Genomic DNA, 24556 nt, shown 5'->3' with positions numbered 1-24556 from the left:
CCCTAGTCCTGTGAGGACTGCTCAGGCGGGGTGATCCCGAGGTGATCCGTGATCGCCTGGAGATGCTCCATCATGGCCACCTGGCCGGCCACCAGCGCCCCGAGCACGTTGCTGTGCTCGGCCAGCGTCTTGCTGTGCTCCAACTGCGTGGTCCGCAACGCCTGCATCAGCTGGACGTCGGCCCGCCGCTGCTGCTGCAACGCGGCCACGTCCCGGTCGGAGTTCACGGCGAGGTGCCGTGTCGCGGCCTGCTGCTCCGCCAGCCCGTGCACCTCGGCCTCCAGCGCCTCAAGACGCCGCCGCAGCTCCTCGATCTCACCCATGCGTTCCATCCTGCCTCATCCCGGGGCATCACCCCGTCGGGCGATCCGACTGTCGAACGACCCGAATAACCGCCCGGTGACGGACCGGATGCAAAAAGTCACCGCACGCCCCTCGTGGCGGCGTTGTGTCGTACCCCACACTGGGGTCCGGTGCCCGAGTTCTCGGAGCGCGGCCGGACCGTCCCCCACGGGGTCCCCTCCCGGCGGCCGTGCTCCTCGCGTACGGGACGGGCAGCGGCGAGGCCGTCGATCCGTCCCCCGAGCAGCGCTGCGGCACAGGTCAGCAGCGATCATCCTGGAGGTCGCCCGCGTGCAGACCCAGACCCTCACCCCTACCGACAGCGCCACCGACCTCGTCCTCGCGGCGGCCGTACCCCCACAGGACCGGGTCGCGCACCACCCGGAGGCGGCCGAGCCGGAGGAGCCCCAGGAGCCGCAAGCGGACGCCCCCGAGCCCGTCGGGCCGGCCGCCGCCCCCGCCCGCGCCGAGAGCGGCGGGCCCTCCTCGGACCTGTTCCGGCAGTACCTGCGGGAGATCGGCCGCATTCCGCTGCTCAGCGCGGCCGAGGAGGTGGAACTCGCCCGCCGTGTCGAAGCCGGGCTCTTCGCCGAGGAGAAGCTCGGCAGCACCCCCGACCTCGACAGCAGCCTCGCCGTCGACCTGGACCGGCTCGTCGTGCTGGGCCGGATGGCCAAGCGGCGGCTCATCGAGGCCAACCTGCGCCTCGTGGTGTCGGTCGCCAAGCGCTACGTCGGACGCGGGCTGACCATGCTGGACCTGGTCCAGGAGGGCAACCTGGGGCTGATCCGGGCGGTGGAGAAGTTCGACTACGCCCGCGGCTACAAGTTCTCGACGTACGCGACCTGGTGGATCCGCCAGGCGATGTCCCGCGCGCTGGCCGACCAGGCCCGCACCATCCGGGTGCCCGTCCACGTCGTCGAACTGATCAACCGGGTCGTCCGGGTGCAGCGCCGCATGCTCCAGGAGCGCGGCTACGAGCCCACCCCGGCCGAGGTCGCCGCCCAGCTGGAACTGCCGCCCGAGCGGGTCGGCGAGGTGCTGCGGCTCGCGCAGGAGCCCGTCTCCCTGCACGCCCCCGTCGGCGAGGAGGACGACGTGGCCCTCGGTGACCTCATCGAGGACGGGGACGCCGCGTCCCCCGTGGAGTCGGCGGCGTTCCTGCTGCTGCGCGAGCACCTGGAGGCCGTGCTGTCGACGCTGGGGGAGCGCGAGCGCAAGGTCGTCCAGCTCCGCTACGGCCTTGAGGACGGGCGCCCGCGCACCCTGGAGGAGATAGGACGGCTGTTCGGCGTGACCCGGGAGCGGATCCGCCAGATAGAGTCCAAGACCCTCAACAAGCTGCGCGACCACACCTTCGCCGACCAGTTGCGCGGCTACCTCGACTGACCGGGGGCCGCCGGCCGGCGGCCCCCTCCGTCGCCCCGCTCAGTCCACCTCGGCGACCGCCTGCGCGAACTGCGCCTTGTACAGCCGCGCGTAGGCCCCGTCGGCGGCCAGCAGCTCGTCGTGGGCGCCCTGTTCGACGATGGCGCCGTTCTCCATGACGAGGATGGTGTCCGCGTCCCGGATGGTGGACAGCCGGTGCGCGATGACGAACGACGTCCTGCCGTGCTGGAGTTTGGCCATGGCCTTCTGGATCAGCACCTCGGTACGGGTGTCGACCGAACTGGTCGCCTCGTCCAGGACGAGGATCACCGGGTCGGACAGGAACGCACGCGCGATGGTGATGAGCTGCTTCTCACCGGCGCTGACCCCGGTGCCCTCGTCGTCGATCACCGTGTCGTAGCCGTCGGGCAGCGTCCGGACGAACCGGTCCGCGTGCGCGGCCCGCGCCGCCTCCTCGATCTCCCCGCGGGTGACCTCGCGGGAGGCACCGTAGGCGATGTTCTCCGCGATGGTGCCGCCGAACAGCCAGGTGTCCTGGAGCACCATGCCGATGGCGGAGCGCAGCTCGTCGCGCGACATGCGGGCGATGTCCACGCCGTCCAGGGTGATGTGCCCGCCGGTGACGTCGTAGAACCGCATGAGCAGGTTGACCAGCGTGGTCTTGCCCGCGCCGGTCGGGCCGACGATCGCGACCGTCTGGCCCGGCTCCACGCTCAGCGACAGGTCCTCGATGAGCGGCTTGTCCGGTTCGTAACGGAACGACACGTGCTCCAGCGCGACCCGCCCGCGCAGCTCCTCCGGCCGCACGCCCGGCACCGGGTCCGCCTCCTGCTCCTCCGCGTCCAGGAGTTCGAAGACCCGCTCGGCCGAGGCGACGCCCGACTGCACCAGGTTCGCCATCGACGCGACCTGCGTCAGCGGCATCGAGAACTGCCGCGAGTACTGGATGAACGCCTGCACGTCACCGATGGACAGCGTGCCCGAGGCGACCCGCAGGCCGCCGACGACCGCGACGAGCACGTAGTTCAGGTTCGACACGAACATCATCAGCGGCTGCATGATGCCGCTGTTGAACTGGGCCTTGAACCCGGCCTCGTACAGTGCCTCGTTCTGCTCGGCGAACTGCTGCGCCGACTCCTCCTGCCGCCCGAACACCTTCACCAGGGCGTGGCCGGTGTACATCTCCTCGATGTGCGCGTTCAGTTTGCCGGTGGAGCGCCACTGCTGCACGAAGTGCGGCTGGGAGCGCTTGCCCACGCGGGTGGCCACGACGAACGACAGCGGCACGGTCACCAGCGCGACCAGCGCCAGCAGCCAGGAGACCCAGAACATCACGATGAGCACGCCGACGATGGTCAGCAGCGAGTTGATGAGCTGGCCCATCGACTGGTTCAGGGTCTGCCCGATGTTGTCGATGTCGTTGGTGGCGCGGGAGAGCACCTCGCCGCGCTGGCGCTTGTCGAAGTACGACAGCGGCAGCCGCGACAGCTTCGTCTGCACGTCCTCGCGCATCCGGAACATGGTCCGGTTGACCGACCGGTTCACCAGCCGGGTCGCCACCGCCATCAGCAGACCGGCGGCGAGGAACGTGCCCAGCGCGATCAGCAGGACCTCGCCGACGGCCCCGAAGTCGATGCCCTGGCCGGGCGTGAAGTCCGTGCTCCTGAGCATGTCGGCGATCGAGCCCTGGCCGTGCGCGCGCAGGGAGGCGAGGGTCTGGTCCTTGGTCGCGCCGGCCGGGAACTGCCGGCCGATGATGCCGGCGAAGACCAGGTCGGTGGCCTTGCCGAGGATCTTCGGCCCGACGACGCTGAGCGTGACGCTGACCACCACGCACGCCAGCAGGATGCCGATCGTGGCCCGTTCGGGTCGGAACTGGGTGATGAGCCGCTTGCCCGAGTTCTTGAAGTCCATCGAGCGGCTGTCGGGGGAGCCCCCGGCCATCATCCGCCCCATCGGCCCGGCCATCAGGCAGCCTCCGCTTCCGTGAGCTGGGAGAGCACGATCTCCCGGTACGTCTCGTTGTCCGCCATCAGCTCCTGGTGGCGGCCGGTGCCGACGACCCGGCCCTCGTCCAGGACGATGATCCGGTCGGCGTCGCGGATGGTCGCCACCCGCTGGGCGACGATGACGACGGTCGCCTCGGCCGTCTCGCGCGCCAGCGCGGCGCGCAGGGCCGCGTCGGTGGCGTAGTCGAGCGCGGAGAAGGAGTCGTCGAAGAGGTAGATCTCCGGGCGCTGCACGAGGGTGCGGGCGATGGCGAGCCGCTGGCGCTGGCCGCCGGACACGTTGGTGCCGCCCTGCGAGATGGGCGCGTCGAGCCCGCCCTCCAGCTTGCCGACGAACTCCTTGGCCTGCGCCACCTCCAGCGCGTGCCACAGCTCCTCGTCGGTGGCGTCCGGGTTGCCGTAGCGCAGGTTGGTGGCGACGGTGCCGGCGAACAGGTACGGCTTCTGCGGCACCATGCCGACGGTCTTCGCCAGCAGCTTGGCGTCCACGGTCCGTACGTCCACGCCGTCCACCAGGATCTCGCCGTCCGTCGCGTCGAACAGGCGGGCGACCAGGCCCAGCAGGGTGGACTTGCCGCTGCCGGTCGAGCCGATGACGGCGGTCACCTCGCCGGGGCGGGCGGCCAGGTCGACGGCCTTGAGCACGGGCTCCTCGGCACCGGGGTAGCGGAAGCCCGCCCCGCGCAGCTCCAGGTGGCCGTGGCGGCGCAGTTCGCGCACGGGCGCGAGCGGCGGCACGACGCTGGACTCGGTGCCCATGACCTCCTGGATGCGCTCGGCGCAGACCTCGGCGCGCGGCACCATCATGAACATGAAGGTGGCCATCATGACGGACATCACGATCTGCATGAGGTACGCCAGGAACGCGGTGAGGTCACCGATCATCATGCCGCCGCTGTCGATGCGGTGCGCGCCGAACCACACCACCGCGATGGACGACAGGTTCACCACCGTCATCACCATCGGGAACATCAGCGCGAGCATCCGGCCGGTCGCCAGGGACATCTCGGTCAGGTCCCCGTTGGCCTTGCGGAAGCGGTCGTTCTCGTACTCGTCGCGGACGAAGGCCCGGATGACGCGGTTGCCGCTGATCTGCTCGCGCAGCACCCGGTTCACCGTGTCCAGGCGCGTCTGCATGGACCGGAACAGCGGGCGCAGCCGGCGCACGATCAGCGTCACGCAGATGGCCAGCACCGGTACGACGGCGACTAGGACCCCCGACAACGGCACGTCCAGGCCGAGGGCCAGGACGACACCGCCCACGCACATGATGGGCGCCGACACCATCAGGGTGAACGTCATCAGGGCCAGCATCTGTACCTGCTGGACGTCATTGGTCGTACGGGTGATGAGCGAGGGGGCGCCGAACTGGGCGACCTCGCGCGCGGAGAAGGACTGCACGCGGTCGAAGACGGCGGCCCGCACGTCCCGGCCGAGCGAGGAGGCGGTCTTGGCACCGTAGTAGACGGCACCGATGTTGCACGCCACCTGCGCCAGTGAGATGGCGATCATCACGGCGCCGAAGGTCAGGATGTAATCCGTGTCACCCTTCACGACGCCCTTGTCGATGATGTGGGCGTTCAACGTGGGCAGGTAGAGGGTGGCGCAGGTCTGCAGGAACTGCAGCAGCACCAGAAGGGCGATGGGTTTCTTGTAGGGCCTGAGATAGGTCCGCAGGAGTCGTATGAGCACGCTGGGTCTCTCGGAGTCGGCGGTGGGGGCGGTCGGTGTCCCCTGGCACCTATCGTCGGACACTCCACCCGCGTTACCTCAACTGATTAACCCGATGGAAGCGCGGGAGGACATCGGGAGAAGCGCGGGGGCGGGTTCCCCGGCCGACGCGCCGTCAGCCGGAGGCCGCTCTCGCAGGATGCCGGTCAATGTCCTCTGATGCCCTTTACATCCTGTACGTCTTGTCTTTCCTACGTCTTATCCGGTGAACGCGTCCGGTTGCGCGGTGAACGCACCCGGATGGGTCTGTTCGCGCACGGCGACGTACTGCTGACGGACCGCCTGGCCCACCGCCAGGTCCTCGCCGGGCTCCAGCACCTGCGCGACCGCCCCCTGCCAGGCCGGCGGGGTCCTCGCATCAAGGGTGCCCTGCGAGACGCCGAGCGCCCAGGCCGCCTGCCGGGCGGCACCGATCGCCGCGTAGTCCGCGGGCTGCGGCACCACGACCTGTGCGCCGAACAGCGAGGGCGCCGCGGCCTGCACGGCGGGCAGTTCGGCGGCCGGACCGAGCAGGAAGACGCGCCGCACCTCCACCCCCCGGCCGCGCAGCACGTCCAGCGCGTCCGCGAGCCCGCACAGCATGCCCTCGAACGCGGCCCGCGCCAGGTGCTCCGGCTTCATCGACTCGCGCCGCAGACCCGACAGCGTCCCGGCCGTGTGCGGCAGGGAAGGCGTCCGCTCGCCCTCCAGATACGGCAGCAGGACGAGGCCGTGGGAGCCGGGCGTCGACTTCATCGCCAGCTCGGACAGGGCCTCCGGATCGGGCAGGCCCAGCAGTTCGGCGGTGCCGCGCAGGGCCCGTACGGCGTTCAGCGTGGTGACCACCGGCAGGTGCATGCCGGTGGCGTCGGCGAGCGAGGTGATCATCCCGTTCTGGTCCACCAGCGCCTCGGGATGCACGGCCATCACCGACCCCGAGGCGCCCAGCGACACCACCGCGTCCCCGAGCCCCAGCCCGAGGCCGAAGGCGGCGGCCATGGTCTCCCCGGTCCCGGCCGAGATCAGCAGCCCCTCCGGGGTCGTACCGGCCGCCTCGGCCGGGCCGATCACCTCGGGCAGCACCGCCTGGTGGCCGAGCGCCAACTCGACCAGGTCGGGCCGGTAGGAACCGGTGGCCGCGGACCAGTACCCGGTGCCGGACGCGCCGCCGCGGTCGGTGGTCCGCCGCACCGGACGGCCCAGCAACTGCCACACCAGCCAGTCGTGCGCCTGCATCAGCACGGCCGTGCGGCCGGCCGCCTCCGGTTCGTTCTTCGCCAGCCAGCGCAGCTTCGTCACCGGCTGCGCGGCCTGCGGCACGCAGCCGACCGCCTGCGCCCACGCCTCACGGCCACCGAGCGAATCGATCAGGTCCGCCGCGGAGACCTGGGCCCGCCGGTCGCCGCCGACCAGCGCCGGGCGCACCGTGCCGCCCTTGCCGTCGAGCGGGACCAGCGCGTTCTGCTGCGCGGAGACGCCGATCGCCTGCACGCCCTCCAGCAGTCCGCCGCCCGCGGCCTCCCCGAGCGAGAGCAGCCAGGCCTGCGGATCCACGTCCGCGACGCGGCCTCCCCCGCCCTCGGGGCTCTCCACCGGATGCGGTGCGTAGCCCTGCCGGAGCACGGCCCCCGTGTCCGTGTCGCAGACCACGATGCGAGTGAAATCGGGCGAACTGTCCAACCCGGCGACTATCCCCATGCCGAAAATTCTGCCGCATCGCCGCGGCCGCCGGTGGCGGGGGCACGTTGTCGCCCCCGCCACCGGCGGCCGGCGGTCGCTCAGGTGTTGCTCGTGCCCCAGTCGTCCGCACCGTTGCCGCCCGCGCGCTCGCGCAGGGAGCGGACCCGCTGGGCGACCGAGTCGGGGACGCGGTCGCCGACCTTCTCGCTCACCGCGTGGTACGCCTTGCCCGCGAACTGGCGTCCCTGCTGCGCCGCCGTCTCGGCGGTGTTGCGCACGGCGGGGTTCTGCGCCACCTGCCGCGCCGACTTCCGGAGCTGCTCGTAGCGCTCCCGTCCCGCCTTGGTGCCCAGTACGTAACCCAGAGCCAGCCCTGCGATGAACACGAGCCGGTAGCGCATGGTGCCACCCTTCCTTGCCTCGACGTCGGAGCCCGGGGGAACCGATTGGCGGAGCACCCCCCTGCTTGCGCTAATGTATGTGTCGCAGCGAACGCGCGCTCCCCGGGGACTACCCCGGTAGACGCGTTCGATGCGACGAGGCATTCCTCCGTAGCTCAATTGGCAGAGCAGCCGGCTGTTAACCGGCAGGTTACTGGTTCGAGTCCAGTCGGGGGAGCTCGGTCCTCCGTAGCTCAATTGGCAGAGCAGCCGGCTGTTAACCGGCAGGTTACTGGTTCGAGTCCAGTCGGGGGAGCATGCTGAACGAGGGCCCTCCGGGGCCCTTTTTCATGTCCGGGTACCTGCCGGACCTGTGTTCGGGGGAACCGCCGTGACCTCGCAGGAGTCCTCAAGGTCAGGAAGCATCGCAGCGAGCCGACCACGGCGAAGCAGGAGATCGTATGAGCGGCTATGCTGCGGCAGACGGCGCGCACACGTGTACGCGACGCGCCGGACGGGGCGGTAGCTCAGCCGGTTAGAGCAGCGGACTCATAATCCGTCGGCCGTGGGTTCGAGTCCCACCCGCCCCACCGGGCGTTACGCGGGCAGAAGCGTTTCTACCTGCGAGGACGCAGACACGAGGGTCGCCGCGCTGATGCGGCGGCCCTCGTTCACTCGGTCGGACCAGAACGGTACGCGCTCGGGCGCAAGCGGTACCCGCTCGGCCCAGGGCGGTACTCGCCCGGCCCAGGACAGCAGGGGACAGGTCCCGGGACCGGCTCCGCGGCGCGGGCGAGCCGGTCGTGGGGGACTCACGGGTGGCGGCCGTCCTCGGTGTCGGCGGCGTCGGCCGTCTCCGGGAGGTCGTCGCGGTCGCCTTCGGCCTGGGAGGGCGTCGGGTAGGGCGTGTCCGGGGCCTCGGCGGTGCGCCGGGCGTCGTTGTCGTCCCGCTCGCCCTCGGCCTGTGAGGGGGTGTGCTCTCGCATGGTGACTCCTGCGGACAAAGTGGTCACTCGCCCGGCCGGGTACCCGCGCCGGCCTGGAACGGAACGTCCGCACGTTCCACTGCCCCGCCCCCCGGGTCCTCCGGCGTGCTTCGCGTCACCCGGCCGCGGGACCGGCGGCACCGGTGCCCACCGTCAGCTCCACCGCCGTGCGCAGGGCCGTCCTTATCTCCTCCGCGGGTGCGGGGCCGTCGGGCTGCGCGCCCGCCGTGACCGCCGCGGCCACCGTCCGCAGCTTGGTGTTGGACCGCTGGGAGGCCTCGCGGAGGATGTCCCAGGCCTGCCGCGGGGAGCAGGCGTGGGCGGCCATCAGGATGCCGCGCGCCTGGTCGATCACCGGGCGGGAGTCGAGGGCGTGGCGCAGTTGTTCCACCTCCTGCTCCAGCTCCAGCAGCCGTTCGGTCCGCTCGACGGCCACGGCGGACGGTGCGAGCGCGAGCGGGGCGGGCGCGTGGGGGGCGGGCGTGGCGGGTGCGTCCGCCGGGGGCGGGGCGGCGGGGTGGCTCAGCGGGTCTGCCGTGTCCAGGCCGGCCAGTTCCAGCACCCGGCGCGGCTGGCCCGTCCAGCCCGTGGCCGTCACCCGGGCGGGCGTCGTGCGGCCGAACGCGTCGAGGACGTCCAGGAACTCCAGTCCGGCCGAGTCCATGAACGTCACCTCGGCCATGTCCAGCTCGACGCGGCCGGTTCCCGACGGCAGGCGGGCCAGTGTCGCGGTCAGGGTGTCCGCGCAGCCGTGGACCAGTTCGCCGCGCGGGGCGAGCCGGGCCCGGCCGTCCGGGCGGATGCGGACGCCGATGGTCAGGGTGCGGGCCAGTGCGCTGAGCCTTCGAGCGAGAGGTGGTGCTGCCGTAGAGATCATGTCCCCGCCTTGTTCCGTCCCCGGCCGAGCTTGTGCCGCCGCGCACCCTGGCGTCGGGGCGCGGGACCCCGCGGTCGCGGGCGGTGCTGGCGTGCGCCTGCCCGGTCCGCGGAGCCCTACACATGGCGGCGGCGCCAGGGCGTACTGTTCTCCCGTTCATCGGCGACCGTTCGGCGGGGACCGTTCATCGACGACCGTGCAGAGGCGACAGGGAGACGGCGTGGACCTTCCTTCCCGTGAGCCGGCTCCGCCGGACCCGGCTCGCCCGGAGACCGTCGGGCCCGGACTGTCGGTGTCCCCGCTGGCCCGGCAGGCCGGGGTGCGCGCGGTGGGCGAGGTGAGCCTGGCCACGCGTGGGGTATGGGAGCGCGTGCTGGAACAGGCGCTGAGCGGAGGTGAGGACGTGTACCGCCTGGAGCTTTCGGAGGTGACGTTCGTCGACGTGGCCGGCGCCGGCGCGCTCGCGGACGCCGCCCGGCGGCTCGGGCCGGGCCGCCGCATGGTGCTGCACCGGCCGCCGTCCACACTGCCCCGCATATTGGAGATGTTCTGGCCCGGCCTGCCGGGGATCGAGGTGTCGACGTCATGACGGCCGCGACGGAACCGTTCGTCCACCCCGCCCTGTTCTACCGCGACGAGCAGGAGTACCTCGCGGGCACCGTGCCCTTCGTGCGCGCCGCTCTCGCGGCCGGTGAGCCGGTCGCGGTGGCCGTGCCGGGCGAGAACCTTCGGCTGATCGAGGGCGAACTCGGCGCGGACGCGCGGTCCGTACGGCTGCTGGACATGCGCGAGGCCGGGCGCAACCCCGGGCGGATCATCCCCGGTGTGCTGCGCGCCTTCGCCGACGCCCAGCCCGCCGGGCGCCGGGTGCGGATCATCGGCGAGCCGATCTGGGCGGGCCGCAGCGCCGCCGAGTACCCGGCCTGCGCCCAGCACGAGGCGCTGATCAACGCGGCGTTCGGGGGCCGCGAGGTGACCATCCTGTGCCCGTACGACGCCGTACGCCTGGACGAGCGGACGCTCGCCGACGCCCACGCCACCCACCCAGTCGTCATCCCGGCCGGCGCGGCGGGCGAGCGGGCCAGCGGGGCGTACGACCCCGCGGACGTCGTCGCCCGGTACAACGAGCCGCTGCCCGCCGCCCCGGACGCGCTGTCCTTCCGTTTCACCGCAAAGACCCTCTCGCAGGCCCGGCACGTCGCCGTCGCCGAGGGCGCGCGGCTCGGCCTCGCGGGCACGCGGCTGGAGGACCTGGCGCTGGTGGCGGCCGAACTGACCACCAACAGCGTGGTGCACGGCGGCGGTCGGGGCGAGGTGCGGGTGTGGGCCGCGGGCGGCCAGGTGCTGTGCGAGGTGCGGGACGCGGGGCGCCTGGCCGATCCGCTGGCCGGGCGCAGGCCCGCCCCCCGCGACCAGCGGGGCGGGCGCGGCCTGTTGATGGTCAACCTGCTGGCGGACCTCGTCCGCCTGCACGCCGACGGGACCGGCACCACGGTCCGCGCCTGGCTCACGCCGTGAGCCTGACGGACTCGTAGGACCTACGCTCCCAGCGGGTCGAGCACGAGTGGTTCGACCCTGCCCTCCAGCATCTCGCCCAGGCCCTGGACCGCGCACACGTCGGGACGTTCGGCGATGTGCACCGGCATGCCCGTCGCCCGGCGCAGCATCTGGTCGAGGCCCGGCAGCAGCGCGGAGCCGCCGACCATCATGATGCCGCGGTCGGCGAGGTCGGCCACCAGGTCGGGCGGGCACTCGCGCAGCACCGTGTAGATACCGTCGAGCACCGCGGTCAGCGGTGTCTGGATGGCGTCCCGTACGGCGGCGGTGTCGACGAGGACGGACCGGACGAGCCCGGTGGCCACGTCCCGGCCGTGGATCTCGGTGGCGGCGGGGCCGTGCGCGGTCAGCCCGTTGTCGTGCAGGGCGAGTTGCAGCGGGCGCACGGACTGGCTGGGCAGCACCAACGCGTGTTCCTGGCGCAGGTGCTGCACGATCGCGTGGTCGACGGCCTCCCCGCCCACGGGCATCCGTACGGCGGCGACGATCGAGCCGAGGGAGAGGACGGCCACCTGGGTCGCCGCCGCCCCGCACACCATGATCATGGTGGCCTCGGCCCGTTCCACGGGCAGTCCGCAGCCGACGGCCGCGGCGATGAGCGTGTCGACGAGTTCGACCCGGCGGGCGCCGAGTCCGACCAGTGTCTCGACGGTGGCCCGCCGGGCCAGCGGATCGGCCTCGTGCGGGGTGCAGGCCGCGGCCCGCAGCCGGGCCTTGCGGCGCAGCGAGCGGCGCATCTTGTCGCCGAGCAGGTGGCGCAGCATGCGCTGGGCCATCTCGATGTCGACGACGGTGCCGCCGGTGACCGGGCGGACGACGCGGATGTAGTGGGGGGTGCGGCCCGTCATCCTCTCCGCGAAGTCGCCGACCGCGATCAGCGCTCCTGTACGGGTGTTGACGGCGGCGACCGAGGGCTGGTCGACGACGAGTCCCGCGCCCTTGACGTACACACGGGTCCGGGCCGCCCCCAGGTCCACGGCGACATGGCAGCGGCGCAACTGCTCCAGACTGGCGGTCATGACTGATCCTCCTGAGAGCGCGGACCGTGGCGGACGCCGGGCGGCGGCCTCATGGGCATCGTGTGCGGGAGGGGGCGGCGGGCGCCTGTTCAAGGGGGCCGGGCGGGGGGCCGCTGGACGAGTGCACTTCGCGAGCCTCCGCCGAATAAGCGCCAGATAAGCGTAAAGTGGGCGGCCTTGTCCCTGGCGGGAACCTGCCAAGGCAGCCATCCGCCAGTTCTCGTCAACTCCGGTGCCCCACAAGTCTCCTGACACTCTTCGCAGCACTCGACGCAGCTTTCGACGCAGCTTTCGAAACGAAGAGAGGCACGGATGAGCAGAGGACCAGGCAGACGGAGAGCGACCCTCCTGTCGGCCGGGCTCGTGATCGCCCTGCTGCCCGCCGGGCAGGCCGCCGCCCAGCAGGCCACGGCCCACCCCGCCCCGCGGGCCACCGGAGCCGGGAAGCCCGACGCCGCCCGTACCGTCACCCTCGTCACCGGCGACCAGGTCACGGTCACCCCGCTCGGCGGCGGCCACAGCACGGTCACGGTGCGGCGGCCCGAGGGGGCGGTGGGCGCCGTGCGCACCAGTGTGGCGAACGGCGCCGTCACCGTCGTACCGGACGAGGCGCGGCCCTATCTGCGGGCGGGCCGGCTCGACCCGCGGCTCTTCGACGTCAGCGAGCTGCTGCGCCAGGGGCTCGGCGACCGGAGCACCGGCGAGCTGCCGCTGATCGTGACCTACGGCAAGGACCGGGCGGTGGCCACCCCGCGCGGCGCCGAGCGCACGCGGAACCTCGCCAGCGTGCACGGCGCCGCCGTGGAGGCGGACAAGGGCCGGGCGTTCTGGCGGGAGTTCACCCGGCCGGGCACGGCGCGCAGCCTGTCCGCCGACGGCGTCGAGAAGGTCTGGCTGGACGGCCGGGTCAGCGCCGACATGGCCGAGTCCAACGCCCAGATCGGCACACCGAAGGCGTGGGAGGCCGGGCTGACCGGCAAGGGCGTCACCGTCGCCGTCCTCGACACGGGCGTCGACACCACCCACCCCGACCTCGCCGGACGGGTCACGCAGACCAAGAGCTTCATCCCCGGCGAGGAGGTCGCCGACCGCAACGGCCACGGCACCCACGTCACCTCCACCGTGGGCGGCAGCGGCGCCGCCTCCGACGGCAAGGAGAAGGGCGTCGCCCCGGACGCCACGCTCGCCGTCGGCAAGGTCCTCGACGACCAGGGCACCGGCAGCGAGTCGCAGATCATCGCCGGCATGGAGTGGGCCGCACGGGACGTGCACGCGCGGATCGTGTCCATGTCGCTGGGCTCCACCGAGGCCAGCGACGGCACCGACCCCATGGCGCAGGCCGTGAACACCCTGACGGCGCAGACCGGCGCGCTCTTCGTGATCGCCGCGGGCAACACGGGCGCACCCTCCTCCATCGGCTCGCCCGGCGCCGCCGACGCGGCCCTGACCGTCTCCGCGGTCGACTCGGCCGACCAGGCCGCCTACTTCACCAGCGCGGGACCGCGCTCGGGCGACAACGCCCTCAAGCCCGACCTCGCCGCCCCCGGCGTCGACATCCTCGCCGCCCGCTCCCGCCTCACCGAGGGCAGCGGTGACTACACGACCATGAGCGGTACGTCCATGGCGACGCCGCACGTCGCCGGGGTCGCCGCGCTGCTCGCCCAGGAACACCCCGACTGGAGCGCGGCCCGCCTCAAGGACGCGCTGATGTCGACGTCGAAGCGGCTCGACGCCCCCGCCTACACGCTGGGCGCGGGCCGGGTCAGCGTGCCCGGCGCCGTGGCCGCCCAGGTCACCGCCACCGGCAGTGCCGACCTCGGCTTCTACAGCTGGCCCTACGACGAGAACAAGCCGGTCACCCGCACCCTCACCTACACCAACTCCGCCGACCGGCCCGTCGAGCTGGCCCTGGCCGTGCAGGGCGCCCCCGACGGCGTGGCCACCCTCGCCGACGCGTTGCTGACCGTGCCGGCCCACGGCACCGCCTCCACCACCGTCACCGGTGACGGCGCGAAGGCCCCGGTGGGCGGCACCAGCGGGCAGATCGTGGCCTCGGCCGCCGGCAGCCCCGTCGCACACACCGCGTTCGGGCTGGTCAAGGAGGAGGAGCGGTACACCCTCACCGTGCACGTCAAGGACCGGTCCGGCGCCGCCACCGCCGCCGGCCTCGCCGTGCAGCAACTCGCCCAGGGCGTCGACCCGTTCAGCGCCCAGGTCGGCGACTCGGGCACCCTGCGGCTGCGGCTCAAGCCGGGCACGTACAGCGTGTCCTCCTTCCTCGACGTGCGCGGCAGCCACGGCGCCGACTCCCTCGGGCTCGGCTTCCTCGCCGCCCCCGAGGTCACCCTCGACCGGGACCGCGAGATCACCCTGGACGGGCGCAGGCTGCGCGAGGTCCGCGCCGACGCCGGCCGCCGCACCGAGCAGCGGCAGCTCCTCATGGAGTACGACCGCAAGGCGGGTGGCTCCGACCTGTTCGGCGCGGTGCAGGTGCCCGTGACGTACGACAGCGTCTTCGCGGCGCCGACCGCCCGGGTGAAGCAGGGCAGCTTCGAGTACCGCACCGTGTGGCGGCTCGGCAAGCCCCTGCTGGAGGTCAAGGGGATCGGCGACGCCCTCGTCCAGGCGGGCGGCACGCTGACCGAGGGCCGCAGCAGGCTGGCGCTGGTCGACGTGGGCAGCGGGGACTTCACCGGCAAGGACGTGCGCGGCAAGGCGGTCCTGGCCCGCCTCACCGGTGCCGTCGAGCCCGCCGCACTCGCCCAGGCCGCGCAGGACGCGGGCGCCAGGGCCCTGTTCGTGACGGACGACGCGCCCGGCCGGCTCAGCCAGTGGTGGGGCACCGCCGACAACGCCGACCGCCCGCTGCAGATCGCCTCGGTGAACGCCGCCGACGCGGCCCGGCTGCGCGCCGCCCACCGCGTCGACATGACCGGCACCCGCCACACTCCGTACGTCTACGACCTCTCCGAGGGGCACCCGGGCGCCATCCCCGACCGTGACCTGACCTACCGGCCCGGCCGGGGCGAACTGGCCGCGCTGGACGTGAAGTTCCACGCCGGTCAGGCGGCGAGCGGCGGCGAGTTCCGGTACTCGATCACCGGTACCTTCCCGGTGGGCCTCGGCTTCCCGGAGAGCGTCGACTACCCGGCCCGGCGGACCGACTACGTCTCCACCGGACCCGGCCAGCTCTGGCACGAGTCCGTGACGCTCGGCGACGGCACCCTGGAGGAGCGCAGCGGCCTGGTCCGCTACACCGGCGGGTCGCACGGGGAGCGGGACTGGTTCAAGCCCGTCTGGCACCCGTGGCTGGGCACCGGCCTCGGCTGGGGTCAGCAGCGGTCCGGGAACACCATCCGGTTCAACGCGCCCGGCTGGGGCGACTCCGGCCCCGACCACACCGGCTTCGGCGACGTGTGGAGCGCGGACAGCGGCATGACCCAGACCACGGTGGCCTACGTGGACGGCAAGGAGGCCGACCGCGGCAGCAGCTCGGCCGCGTACGTGTGGGAGGCGCCCGCCGACGAGCACACCTACAAGCTCGTCACCGACACCGCGCTCGACCCGGCCCGCTGGCAGCTCGCCGGGCGGGGCCACGCGGAGTGGACGTTCCGTTCCGCGGCCACCCCCGCCGACCGGTGGACCGCGCTGCCGCTGATCAACCTCGGCTTCGACGTGGACACCGACCTCGCGGGCGAGGTGCGCGGCGGCGGCCGGCTCCCGGTGGGCCTGCACGCGGAGTACGTGGCGGGCGCGCCCGGCACCGGCACCATCTCCGGCGGACGGCTGGAAGTGTCGTACGACGAGGGCACGTCCTGGCAGGAGGTGCGGCTCAGCGGCGGGCACGCCTCCTGGCAGGGCACGCTGACCGTGCCGCGCGGCGCGGCCACCGTCTCGCTGCGGGCCTCGGCCGCCGACGACCGGGGCGGGTCGGTGCGGCAGGAGATCGTGCGGGCCGTGGGGGTGAAGAAGCGGTGAGGTGAGCGTGGGCACACGCGGGCGGCGCCGCCTCCCTGGGACGGGGAGACGGCGCCGCCGTGCTGTTCCTGCGTCCGCTGCCGTCAGATCAGCCGGCCGACGATGTGGATCAGGCCGGCGAGGACGTCAGTGAGGAAATTCATGATCGTGCTTCTCCTTGTGTTGCTTCGTGTGGGACCCGCGCCGACCACGGTCTGCAGCCCGTCGCTTGCGCACCGTCAGTATCGTCCGCCCCGCGGGCCCCGCACCGATCACTTCTGCGACGATCACCTGTTCCAGGGAACAACTGATCCCTTGTTCGGATCGTCATACGACTTCCCGTGGCCCCTATGGGCCCACCACGCCTCGCACCACGCCCAGTTCGACGAGGTCCTGCGGGCGGATCCGCAGCTGGTCCGCCGTGGCGGGTGCCTGATCCGGCGGGCGCTTGAGGATCGCGGCGGCGAGTTCCGGCGCTATGACGGAGAAGTAACTGTCGGGCGTGACCCAGGTGTTGCCCGGCGCGGCCAACGCGAGCGCACCGCCCGAACCGCCCTCGCCGATCACCAGCGTGGTCAGCGGCGTCCGCGCGGCGGCCACCGCGCCGAACAGGCCGACGATCGCCGCGCCCACGCCCTGCCGCTCCGCCTCGGCGTCGTTCGCCGCCCCCGGGGTGTCGACCAGCGTCAGCACCGGGATCCCGAGCCGGTCCGCGAGCCGGACCAGCCGGGTGGCCGTGCGGTAGCCGGCGGGCCGCGTGGCGGTGCCGGTCTGGGCGGCGTAGGCGACGGTACGGCCGTCGTGCGTGCCGAACCCGCAGAGCATGCCGTCGTCCCTGCCGCCGCAGCGGTCGCCGTGCAGGGCCACGCGCTCGGTGAAGTAGGCGTCCAGGTAGCGCTCGGCGCGCGGGCGTTCAGGGGCGCGGGCGCGCAGGACGGCCTCCCAGCCGGTGGCGGGCAGGCCGGTGGGGGAGGGGCCGGGCCGGGCGTTCGCGTACGGCAGGGCGTCCGCCGACGGCAGGAAGCGCGGCGGGGCAGCCGCGTCGGCCGACGGCCGCGTCAGCAGCCGCAGCCACCGGCCCAGCGTCGCGCGCAGCTCCCCGGGCCGTACGACGGCGTCCGCCGCGCCCGCCGCCACCTGCGCCTCGGCCGTGTACGCGGCCGGGTCCGCGTCCGGCGGCCGGACCCGGGAACCGGCGAAACCGACCTGGGCGCCGGGCAGCGCCAGCACCACGTCGGCGCCCGCGCCCAGCGTCGCCCAGCCACCGCCGGCCGTCGGGTCGCGCACCACCGCGATCTGCGCCAGTCCGGCCGCCCGGACCAGCGCGGACTGCCGCGCCACGCGCTGCAACTGCGTCAGGGCGAGCATCCCCTCCTGCATGCGGCTGCCGCCGGTCGCCACCAGGGGGACGACCGGCAGCCGGTGCTCACGGGCGTGCGCGTACGCCGCCTCCAGGCGGTCGCCGGTGCGAGTGCCCAGGGAGCCGCCGAGGTAGCCGAACTCGAAGGAGACCAGCACCGCGCGCGTGCCCTCGATCCGGGCGGTGCCGCACACCACGGACTCGCGCTCACCGGTGCGTCCGGCGGCGCGGGCGCGGGCGTCGTCGTAGCCCTGCCAGCCGAGGGGACCGTCGGTCCCGGGTGCGGAGCCCGCTGCCGACTCGCCCCCGGGCTCCGGCAGCTGCGTGAAGTCGTCGGTGACGAGGGCGACGGCCTGGCGGGCGGAGAGCCGGTCAGCCATGGGTCAGCGCCCGCTTCATGATCTTCCCCATGTCGTTGCGGGGCAGCGTGTCGAGCAGCCGGACCACCCGGGGCCGCTTGTGCGGGGCCAGCCGCCCGGCCACGTGCTCGGCCAGCTCCTCGGTGCCGGGCGGGGCGGCCGGGTCCGCCGGGACGATCCAGGCGACGATCCGCTCACCGAGGTCGGCGTCCGGCTCCCCGGTGACGGCGGCCTCGCGGACGCCGGGGTGCTCCAGGAGCGCGTTCTCGATCTCGCCCGCGCCGATCTTGTAACCGCCGCTCTTGATCAGGTCGGTGGCCTTGCGGCCGACGATGCGGACGTAGCCGTCCGGGTCGCGCACCGCCATGTCCCCGGTGCGGAAGAAGCCGTCGGCGGTGAAGGCGGCGGCCGTCGCGTCGGGCCGGTTCAGGTACCCGGTGAACAGGTTCGGGCCGCGCACCTGGATCTCGCCGACCGTCTCGCCGTCGTACGCCGTGATCGGTGTGCCGTCCTCCTCCACCAGCCGCAGCTCGACCCCCGGCAGCGGCAGCCCGACCGTGCCCGCGCGGGCTTCGCCGTCCGCCCGCACGCCGGTGTTCATGAGCGTTTCCGTCATCCCGTACCGCTCGACCACCCGCCGCCCGGTCGCCGCCGCGATCCGCTCGTGGTCGTGCACGGGCAGCGCGGCCGAACCGGACACCAGCAGCCGGGCCCCCGCGAGCGCCCCGGCCAGGGCCGGATCGCCCGGCAGCGCCTCCGCGATCCGGTGGTACATGGTCGGCACGCCGAACAGCATGGTCGCCCCGTCCGCCAGCTCGCGCGCCACGCCCCCGGTCGTGAACCGGCCCAGATGCCGCACCGAGCCCCCGCGCCGCAGCGGACCGAGCGTGCCCAGCACCAGCCCGTGCACGTGGAACAGCGGCAGCCCGTGCACCAGTACGTCCCGCGCGGTCCACTGCCAGGCGTCCGCGAGCGCGTCGAGCGTGTGGGCGACGGCGCGGCGCGGGATGACGGCGCCCTTGGGCGGCCCGGTGGTGCCGGAGGTGTAGACGACCAGGGCGGCGTCCTCGTCACCCGCCGCCTCCCCGCCGGCCGGGACCGGTCCGCGGGCCCGTGCGTCGACGTCGATCCGCTCCGACCCGGCGAGCGCGGCGGGAAGCTCGTCGCCGGGGGCGGCCAGCACCAGCGAGGGCGCGCTGTCGGCGACGATGTGCCCCAGCTCCTGCTCGCCGGACTTCGGGTTCAGCGGTACGGCGGCCACCCCGGCGAGCAGCGCGCCCACCACGCCCACGGCCGTCTCCGGCGTGGGCGTCGCCCACACGGCGACCCTGTCGTGACCACGCACCCGGGCACCGACGGCCCCGGCCGCCGCGGCCAGTTCCGCGTACGTCGTCACCCGGTCGCCGAAGCGCAGGGCGACCTGGGGGCCTGGGGCATCCGTCAGGGCCGGAAAGAGGGAGGACACGCGGCAGGCTCCTTGGTCGTCGTGGTCACCGGACCGGCTTCCTCGTCATGGTCACCGGATCGGCCGTGGGGCCGACAGCACCGTTCCTACCCCAGGTCCCGGGTTCCCACGACCCTGCTCAGGCCGGGCGCGAGCCGGACCCCGGCCCGCGCCCCCGGTGTCAGGCCCCGGTGTCAGGCCCCGGCCTCCACCACGTCGGCGACCACGCAGCTGACGTTGTCCGGGCCGCCGGCCTCGTTCGCCGCGTCGGTCAGGCACCGTACGGCCGCGTCCGGGTCCGGGGCGGAGGAGAGCAGCGACCGGACGCGGTCGTCGGGGACGACGCCGGACAGGCCGTCGGAGCACAACAGGTACCGGTCGCCGGGCAGGGCGTCGTGCAGGCGCAGGTCCGGGACGGGCGGGGTGCCACCGCCGTCCAGCGCCTTGAGGAGCAGGGAGCGCTGCGGATGGCTCACGGCCTCCTCGGGCGTCAGGCGGCCCTCGTCCAGCATCGCCTGGACCACCGTGTGGTCGTGGGTGACCCGGAACAGCCCGCCCCCGCGCAGCAGATACGCCCTGCTGTCCCCGATGTGCACCAGGGCGAGCCGGGAGCCGGTCCACAGCAGCGCGGTCAGGGTCGTCCCGGCCTCCTCGCCCCCGGTGGCGTCCGCCACCGCCCGGGTCGCGTTCTGGACCGCGTCCTCCAGCAGGTTCAGCACGCTCCCGGCGGGCGGTTCCGCCGTGTCCAGCGCCTTCAGGGCCGTCACCGCCGCGCTGCCCGCCCGCGCGCCCGCGGGTCCGTAGCCGTCGGCCACGGCGAGCAGCCGCGGGCCGGCGTAGGCGGTGTCCTGGTTGGCGGGGCGGACCCTGCCCCGGTCCGAGTGGGCGGCGTAGCGCAGTTCCAGCATGGTGGTGTCCTTCCTCGGCGGTGCCGAAAGGTGGTCGGCGAGGAACGTCGCGAGGTCCCGCCGTACGGCTGTCTCCGCCTCCACCCGCGCCCAGTAGGCGCGGATCTCGCGGGCGGCGGCGTCCGGCGGCAGCGCGCACACCCGGCGGATCCCGGCCAGCGGCATCCCGAGCCGCCGCAGCCACGCCACCAGGCGTGCCTGTTCCAGCTGCGCCACCGCGTAGTAGCGGTACCCGGTGTCCGCATCGACGCGGGCCGGGCGCAGCAACTCCAGTTCGTCGTACAGGCGCAGAGCCTTCGGTGAGAGCCGGCACGCCTTCGCGAAGGCGCCGATCGTCAGCATGTCCGTCCGCATGTGGACCTCGTTCCCGTTCCCGCCACCGATGCTGGGGCTTCCCCGAAGGTGAAGGTCAACAGGGGGTGTTCCGCCTCGCGGCGGCGGTTGTTAGCGTGCGCAGCGGTCCGTCCGCAGCCGTACCGCACTTCGCGCGTCACCCCGTCACCCCGTCACCCCGTCACCCCGTCGCCCCCCGTCATCCGCCCCCCATCACCTGCCCCGCAGAAGGAGTCCGCCGTGCCCCGTGTCGCCCTCGCCACCTACGATCCTGGAGCCGTGCCGAGCAGGGACCGCGACCTGGGCCCCCTCGTCCGCGCCCTGCGCGCCGCCGGGGCCGACGCCGAGGCCGTGCACTGGGACGACGCGGGCGCCGACTGGGCCGCGTACGACCTCGTCGTCATACGGTCGACGTGGGACTACAGCTGGCGCGCCGCGGACTTCGTGGCCTGGGCCGAGCGGTGCGCGAAGGTGACGCGGCTCGCCAACCCGGCCGACGTCGTGCGCTGGAACACCGACAAGCGTTACCTGGGCGACCTCGCCGCGGCCGGGGTGCCGGTCGTGCCGACCCGGTACCTCGCGCCCGGGGACCCGGCCGGAGCGGGGGACCTGCCCGGCGGCCACGACTTCGTCGTCAAGCCCGTCTTCGGGGCGGGCGCCCGGCTGGCCGCCCGGTACACGCCCGCCGAGCGGGAGACGGCCGCCGCGCAGGTGGCGCGTCTGCACGCCGACGGCCTGACCGCGATGGTGCAGCCCTACCTGTCCCGCATCGACGTCAGCGGGGAGCGGGCGCTGCAGTTCTTCGGCGGCCGGCTGCTGCACGCCAGCCGCAAGCGGGCGGTGCTGTCACCCGGGACGGCCTACGACGCCGTGAAGGTGGCCCACCCGGACCTGCGACCGTGGACCCCGACGCCCGCCGAACTCGCGGTTGCCGAAAAGGCGTTGGCCGCCGTGCCCGGTGCGCCCGAGCTGCTCTGCGCCCGCGTCGACCTCGTGGACGGGCAGGACGGCGCACCCTGCGTGATGGAACTGGAGCTGGTCGAGCCGAACCTGTTCCTGTGGCTGCATCCGGGGTCGGAGCAGCGGGTGGCGCGGGAGATCCTGGCCGCCGCCGTCGTTCCTACGGCTTTTGCGGGTCCTCGACCCGGGTCCGTTGCAGCAGACCCCACGTGAACTCCGCGACGACCTCGTGCCGTACGCCCCGCGCGTCGGGCGCGGCGAAGGACAGCCCCCACCGGGTCGGCGCCGTGCCCTCCAGCGGGCGGGCGGGGGCGAAGGCGCGGGCGGCCTCGTCGATGGTGCAGGACCACGGGACGAGGTCGTCGAGGGTACGCAGTGCGGGGCCCCCGGCCCCGGGCGCGCGGACCAGCCACGCGTTCCAGACCCGGCCGTCCGGGCCGCTCAGCACCTCGAAGCGCAGGGCCGGCCAGAGCGGCAGCGGCCACTGCCGGGCCGTGCAGTCCAGGTCGCCGATGCGGCGGGCGGCCGTGGACTCGGGCGGTCCGAGGACGGCTCGGGCGGGGAAGGCGCCGGCCGAGCGCGCCCCCGGCCCGCGGACCATCGCCTGCCACCGCTTGTTGGCCTCGCGCATCTCCGTGACCGAGGCACCCAGTTCCCGGCGGGCGTCGGCCACCAGGTCCGGCTGGTGGTCGGCCATGCGGCGCAGCAGCACCAGCTGGAAGTCGCGCGGGGTGAAGGGGGGCCGGGGCCCGGACGAGGAGGCAGCCATACGCCCCATCGTCGCGCACGGGCCGGGGCCCGGGGGACCGGCCCCGCGGCGTCCCGTGCCGTCTCAGGTGTCGGTGCCGTGCCGTGTCAGGTGTCGCTGGGGACCGGTTCCGGCGCGTGCCCCGGCGTGCGCTCGTGCCCAGGCAGCAGCAGCGGCGTGGCCAGGATGAGCAGTCCCGCGGCTGTCAGTGCGGTGCGCGGGCTGGTGGCGTCGGCGAGCAGCCCGGCGAGCGCGGTGAGGACGGCGATGGACGCCTGCGTCCCGATCGACCAGGCCGTCAGGGTGCGGGCGACGAGGTGCTGCGGGGTGTGTTCGAGCCGGTAGGTGGCGAGCACCGGCGTGTACAGGCTCATGTTGACGATGATGGCCAGTTCGACGGCCATCACGGTGACGAGGCCGACGACGCCGGGACGGACGAAGGCCAGGCCGATCAGCCAGACCGCGCGCAGGGTGCCGACGGTCCGGAAGACCGCGGACCGGCCGTGGCGGGCGACGACGCGGCGGGCCAGCCGGGAGCCGATGAGTCCGCCGAGGCAGGGAGCGGCGAAGGCGAGGCCGTACTGCCAGGGCGGGAACCCGAGTCTGCGCAGGAGGAGCACGGCCAGCAGCGGCTCGGTGGCCATGATCAGACCGGAGACGAGCATCTGGTTGAAGTAGAGCGCCCGCAGGCCGGGATGGCCCAGGATGTGCCGCCAGCCGTCGAGCACCGCGCCCGCCCGGAGGGGACTCCTGCCGGTGGCCCGCGGCGGTGCTTCCTCCCGGCCGCCGATCGCGGTGATGCCCAGCGCGGAGAGCAGGTAGCTGAGCGCGTCGGCCACGACGGTGGTGACCGGCCCGAACAGGCCGATCGCCGCCCCGCCCAGCGGCGGCCCGACCGCGATGGAGCTCCAGTTCGTGGACTCGAACCGGGCGTTGGCCACGAGCAGGTCGTCCGGCGGGACGAGGGTCTTGAGGAAGGCGCCGCTCGCCGCGTTGAAGGCGATCTTGGCGGCGGCGGCCACGGCCGAGACCACGAGGAGCTGGACGAAGCCGAGCCGCCCGAAGGCGTAGGCGAGGGGGATCGTCGCCATCACCGCGAACCGGACCAGGTCCATCGCGATCATGACCGGGCGCTTGCGCCGGAACTCCATCCACGGCGCGAGCGGCACCGCGATCAGCGCGCCCACCGCGGGTCCCACCGCGGACAGCGCGGACACCTCGGCGGGGCCGGCGTGCAACGCCAGTACGGCGATCAGCGGCAGCGCCCCGAACCCCAGCCCGGACCCGTAGGCGCTGACCGCGTACGCCGCCCACAGCCAGCCGAACCGCCGGCCCAGCGGTCTCCTGCCCACGATCCTCACAGCGCTCCTCTTGCCGCCCGGCCGACAAACCGACGTTGACCGGCGAGAGCTAACCGGGCGGCACAGCGGCAGGTCAAACAACCGCCGCGGCGACTACGCACAACCATCCGTTGTTCACTAAGGTGGCTCGGCGTGGACCTCGAAGCCGTACGCACCTTCGTCGCCGTCGCGGAAGCGGGCCAGTTCCAGAAGGCCGCCGCCGACCTGGCGGTCACCCAGCAGGCCGTGTCCAAGCGCGTCGCGGGGCTGGAGCGCGACCTCGGGGTGCGGCTGTTCACCCGCACCCCGCGCGGCGCCGAGCTGACCATCGACGGGCAGGCGTTCGCGCCCCACGCGCGTGAGCTGCTGCGCGTCGCCGAGCGGGCGGCCGGGTCCGTGCGCGCCGGCCACCGTCCGCTGCGCGTCGACGTGATCGCCTCGCGTGTGGCGCCCTCGGGCCTGATGCGCGGCTTCCACCGCGCGCACCCGGAGATCGACCTGGACGTGGTGATGCTGTTCGACGTCGAGGCGGCCGTCACCGCCCTGCGTTCGGGCGCGATCGACGCGTCCTTCCGCGCCGTCGCCATGCCCGGGCGGCCGCTGCCCGAGGACATCGCGTCCGTGCGGGTGCTCGACGAGCCGCTCCAGCTCCTCACCGGGCCCGCCCACGCGCTGGCGGGCGCCCGGTCGGTGACCGTCGCCCGGCTCGCCGGGCACCGGATCTGGATGCCCGGCATCGTCCCCGGCACCGAGTGGGCCGCCTACTACGACGACCTCGTCGCCGAGTTCGGCCTCACCATCGAGGCGACCGGGCCCAACTTCGGCTCCGACGCGCTCCTCGACACCATCGCCGACACCCCGGCCCTGGCCACCTTCATGAGCGAGCAGACCCGCCTCGTCTGGCCCGCGGGGCACGGTCTGCGCCGCATCCCGGTGACCGATCCGACGCCCGTCTACCCGCACTCGCTGCTGTGGCACCGCGACAACCCCCACCCGGCGCTGGCCACCCTGCGCGCCCACCTCGCCGGCACGGCGGCCGGCCACGACACCGCCGGGACCTGGCGGCCGGACTGGGTCCTGCCCCGCTGAACGACACGGCACCAGAGAGCCCCGTCCGCCACCTCCTCGTCCCGCCACCCGTCGCTCTCCTGCCCGCGCCGTTCCTCGTCCCGCCACCCGTCGCTCTCCTGCCCGCGCC

At 73.7% G+C, this 24556-nt stretch carries 18 protein-coding genes, 3 tRNA genes and 1 pseudogene; 9 read left to right on the top strand and 13 right to left on the bottom strand.

The annotated features are described in order from the left end of the window. Positions 1-2: 2 nt before the first annotated feature. The gene (locus AB0G56_RS14980; protein ID WP_360968981.1) at positions 3-323 is read right to left on the bottom strand and encodes a hypothetical protein; all 321 of its coding nucleotides are present in this window, start codon (positions 321-323) and stop codon (positions 3-5) included. 150 nt (positions 324-473) lie between these two features. Between AB0G56_RS14980 and AB0G56_RS14975 the strand changes: the two are divergent. Then, positions 474-1731 (top strand): annotated as a pseudogene (locus tag AB0G56_RS14975) (RNA polymerase sigma factor). A 39-nt stretch (positions 1732-1770) separates the two neighbouring features. Here AB0G56_RS14975 and AB0G56_RS14970 read toward each other — a convergent pair. From AB0G56_RS14970 to AB0G56_RS14955, 4 genes are all read right to left on the bottom strand, one after another. Next, positions 1771-3699, bottom strand: coding sequence for an ABC transporter ATP-binding protein (locus AB0G56_RS14970; protein WP_360968978.1), 1929 nt, complete (start codon positions 3697-3699; stop codon positions 1771-1773). Further along, positions 3699-5432: an ABC transporter ATP-binding protein gene (locus AB0G56_RS14965; protein ID WP_360968975.1), complete on the bottom strand. Its 1734-nt coding sequence runs from the start codon at positions 5430-5432 to the stop codon at positions 3699-3701. Before AB0G56_RS14965 ends, AB0G56_RS14970 begins: the two co-directional genes overlap by 1 nt. A 237-nt stretch (positions 5433-5669) precedes the next feature. Next, positions 5670-7148, bottom strand: a complete 1479-nt coding sequence (locus AB0G56_RS14960; protein WP_360968973.1) for an FGGY family carbohydrate kinase — start codon at positions 7146-7148, stop codon at positions 5670-5672. Positions 7149-7228: 80 nt separating this feature from the next. After that, positions 7229-7531 carry a YtxH domain-containing protein gene (locus AB0G56_RS14955; RefSeq protein WP_360968970.1) on the bottom strand — a complete coding sequence of 101 codons (303 nt, stop codon included), beginning with the start codon at positions 7529-7531 and terminating at the stop codon, positions 7229-7231. Between the two features lie 144 nt (positions 7532-7675). Between AB0G56_RS14955 and AB0G56_RS14950 the strand changes: the two genes are divergently transcribed. From AB0G56_RS14950 to AB0G56_RS14940, 3 genes are all read left to right on the top strand, one after another. Beyond that, positions 7676-7748, top strand: a tRNA-Asn gene (locus AB0G56_RS14950). A 5-nt stretch (positions 7749-7753) separates the two neighbouring features. Next, positions 7754-7826, top strand: a tRNA-Asn gene (locus tag AB0G56_RS14945). 200 nt (positions 7827-8026) lie between these two features. Next, positions 8027-8100: transfer RNA gene (locus tag AB0G56_RS14940), tRNA-Ile, on the top strand. Positions 8101-8322: 222 nt separating this feature from the next. Here AB0G56_RS14940 and AB0G56_RS14935 read toward each other — a convergent pair. Beyond that, entirely contained in the window at positions 8323-8496 is a 174-nt protein-coding gene (locus AB0G56_RS14935) for a hypothetical protein (RefSeq protein WP_360968967.1), read from the bottom strand. Between the two features lie 115 nt (positions 8497-8611). Beyond that, on the bottom strand, positions 8612-9373 hold the full coding sequence (locus AB0G56_RS14930) for an ANTAR domain-containing protein (protein ID WP_360968964.1): 762 nt from the start codon (positions 9371-9373) through the stop codon (positions 8612-8614). Positions 9374-9593: 220 nt separating this feature from the next. On the opposite strand from AB0G56_RS14930, the gene AB0G56_RS14925 reads away from it, so the two are divergent. Together AB0G56_RS14925 and AB0G56_RS14920 are read left to right on the top strand one after the other, a co-directional pair. After that, positions 9594-9962, top strand: a complete 369-nt coding sequence (locus AB0G56_RS14925; protein WP_360968961.1) for an STAS domain-containing protein — start codon at positions 9594-9596, stop codon at positions 9960-9962. Further along, positions 9959-10891 (top strand): sensor histidine kinase, encoded by a 933-nt coding sequence (locus AB0G56_RS14920; protein WP_360968958.1) that lies wholly within the window; start codon positions 9959-9961, stop codon positions 10889-10891. Before AB0G56_RS14925 ends, AB0G56_RS14920 begins: the two co-directional genes overlap by 4 nt. A 20-nt stretch (positions 10892-10911) precedes the next feature. Here AB0G56_RS14920 and AB0G56_RS14915 read toward each other — a convergent pair whose 3' ends face one another. Then, positions 10912-11949 (bottom strand): rod shape-determining protein, encoded by a 1038-nt coding sequence (locus AB0G56_RS14915; RefSeq protein WP_360968955.1) that lies wholly within the window; start codon positions 11947-11949, stop codon positions 10912-10914. 312 nt (positions 11950-12261) lie between these two features. Between AB0G56_RS14915 and AB0G56_RS14910 the strand changes: the two genes are divergently transcribed. Then, positions 12262-15927 (top strand): S8 family serine peptidase, encoded by a 3666-nt coding sequence (locus AB0G56_RS14910; RefSeq protein ID WP_360968952.1) that lies wholly within the window; start codon positions 12262-12264, stop codon positions 15925-15927. 327 nt (positions 15928-16254) lie between these two features. Here the strand turns inward: AB0G56_RS14910 and AB0G56_RS14905 are convergent, their stop codons facing one another. The 3 genes from AB0G56_RS14905 to AB0G56_RS14895 form a co-directional block, all read right to left on the bottom strand. Then, a complete protein-coding gene (locus tag AB0G56_RS14905; protein WP_360968949.1) occupies positions 16255-17646 on the bottom strand; it encodes a carboxyl transferase domain-containing protein in 1392 nt (463 codons plus the stop codon). Further along, positions 17639-19090 carry an acyl-CoA synthetase gene (locus tag AB0G56_RS14900; protein WP_360968946.1) on the bottom strand — a complete coding sequence of 484 codons (1452 nt, stop codon included), beginning with the start codon at positions 19088-19090 and terminating at the stop codon, positions 17639-17641. Before AB0G56_RS14900 ends, AB0G56_RS14905 begins: the two co-directional genes overlap by 8 nt. A 173-nt stretch (positions 19091-19263) precedes the next feature. Further along, positions 19264-20331: a MerR family transcriptional regulator gene (locus tag AB0G56_RS14895; protein ID WP_360968944.1), complete on the bottom strand. Its 1068-nt coding sequence runs from the start codon at positions 20329-20331 to the stop codon at positions 19264-19266. Between the two features lie 219 nt (positions 20332-20550). Here AB0G56_RS14895 and AB0G56_RS14890 point away from each other — a divergent pair, with 219 nt between their 5' ends. Further along, the gene (locus tag AB0G56_RS14890; RefSeq protein ID WP_360968941.1) at positions 20551-21483 is read left to right on the top strand and encodes a hypothetical protein; all 933 of its coding nucleotides are present in this window, start codon (positions 20551-20553) and stop codon (positions 21481-21483) included. Here AB0G56_RS14890 and AB0G56_RS14885 read toward each other — a convergent pair. Continuing rightward, a complete protein-coding gene (locus tag AB0G56_RS14885; RefSeq protein ID WP_360968939.1) occupies positions 21431-22039 on the bottom strand; it encodes a hypothetical protein in 609 nt (202 codons plus the stop codon). The genes AB0G56_RS14890 and AB0G56_RS14885 overlap by 53 nt on opposite strands. An 86-nt stretch (positions 22040-22125) precedes the next feature. Next, a complete protein-coding gene (locus AB0G56_RS14880; protein ID WP_360969139.1) occupies positions 22126-23373 on the bottom strand; it encodes an MFS transporter in 1248 nt (415 codons plus the stop codon). A 138-nt stretch (positions 23374-23511) separates the two neighbouring features. Between AB0G56_RS14880 and AB0G56_RS14875 the strand changes: the two genes are divergently transcribed. After that, complete coding sequence (locus tag AB0G56_RS14875) at positions 23512-24447, top strand: LysR family transcriptional regulator (RefSeq protein ID WP_360968936.1); 936 nt, start codon at positions 23512-23514, stop codon at positions 24445-24447. Positions 24448-24556: the final 109 nt, after the last annotated feature.

This window comes from Streptomyces sp. NPDC021356 (genome assembly GCF_040641015.1).
Classification (GTDB): Bacteria; Actinomycetota; Actinomycetes; order Streptomycetales; family Streptomycetaceae; genus Streptomyces.
The sequence above is the reverse complement of the archived record's forward strand: the minus strand, read 5'-3'. Positions and strand labels throughout refer to the sequence as shown.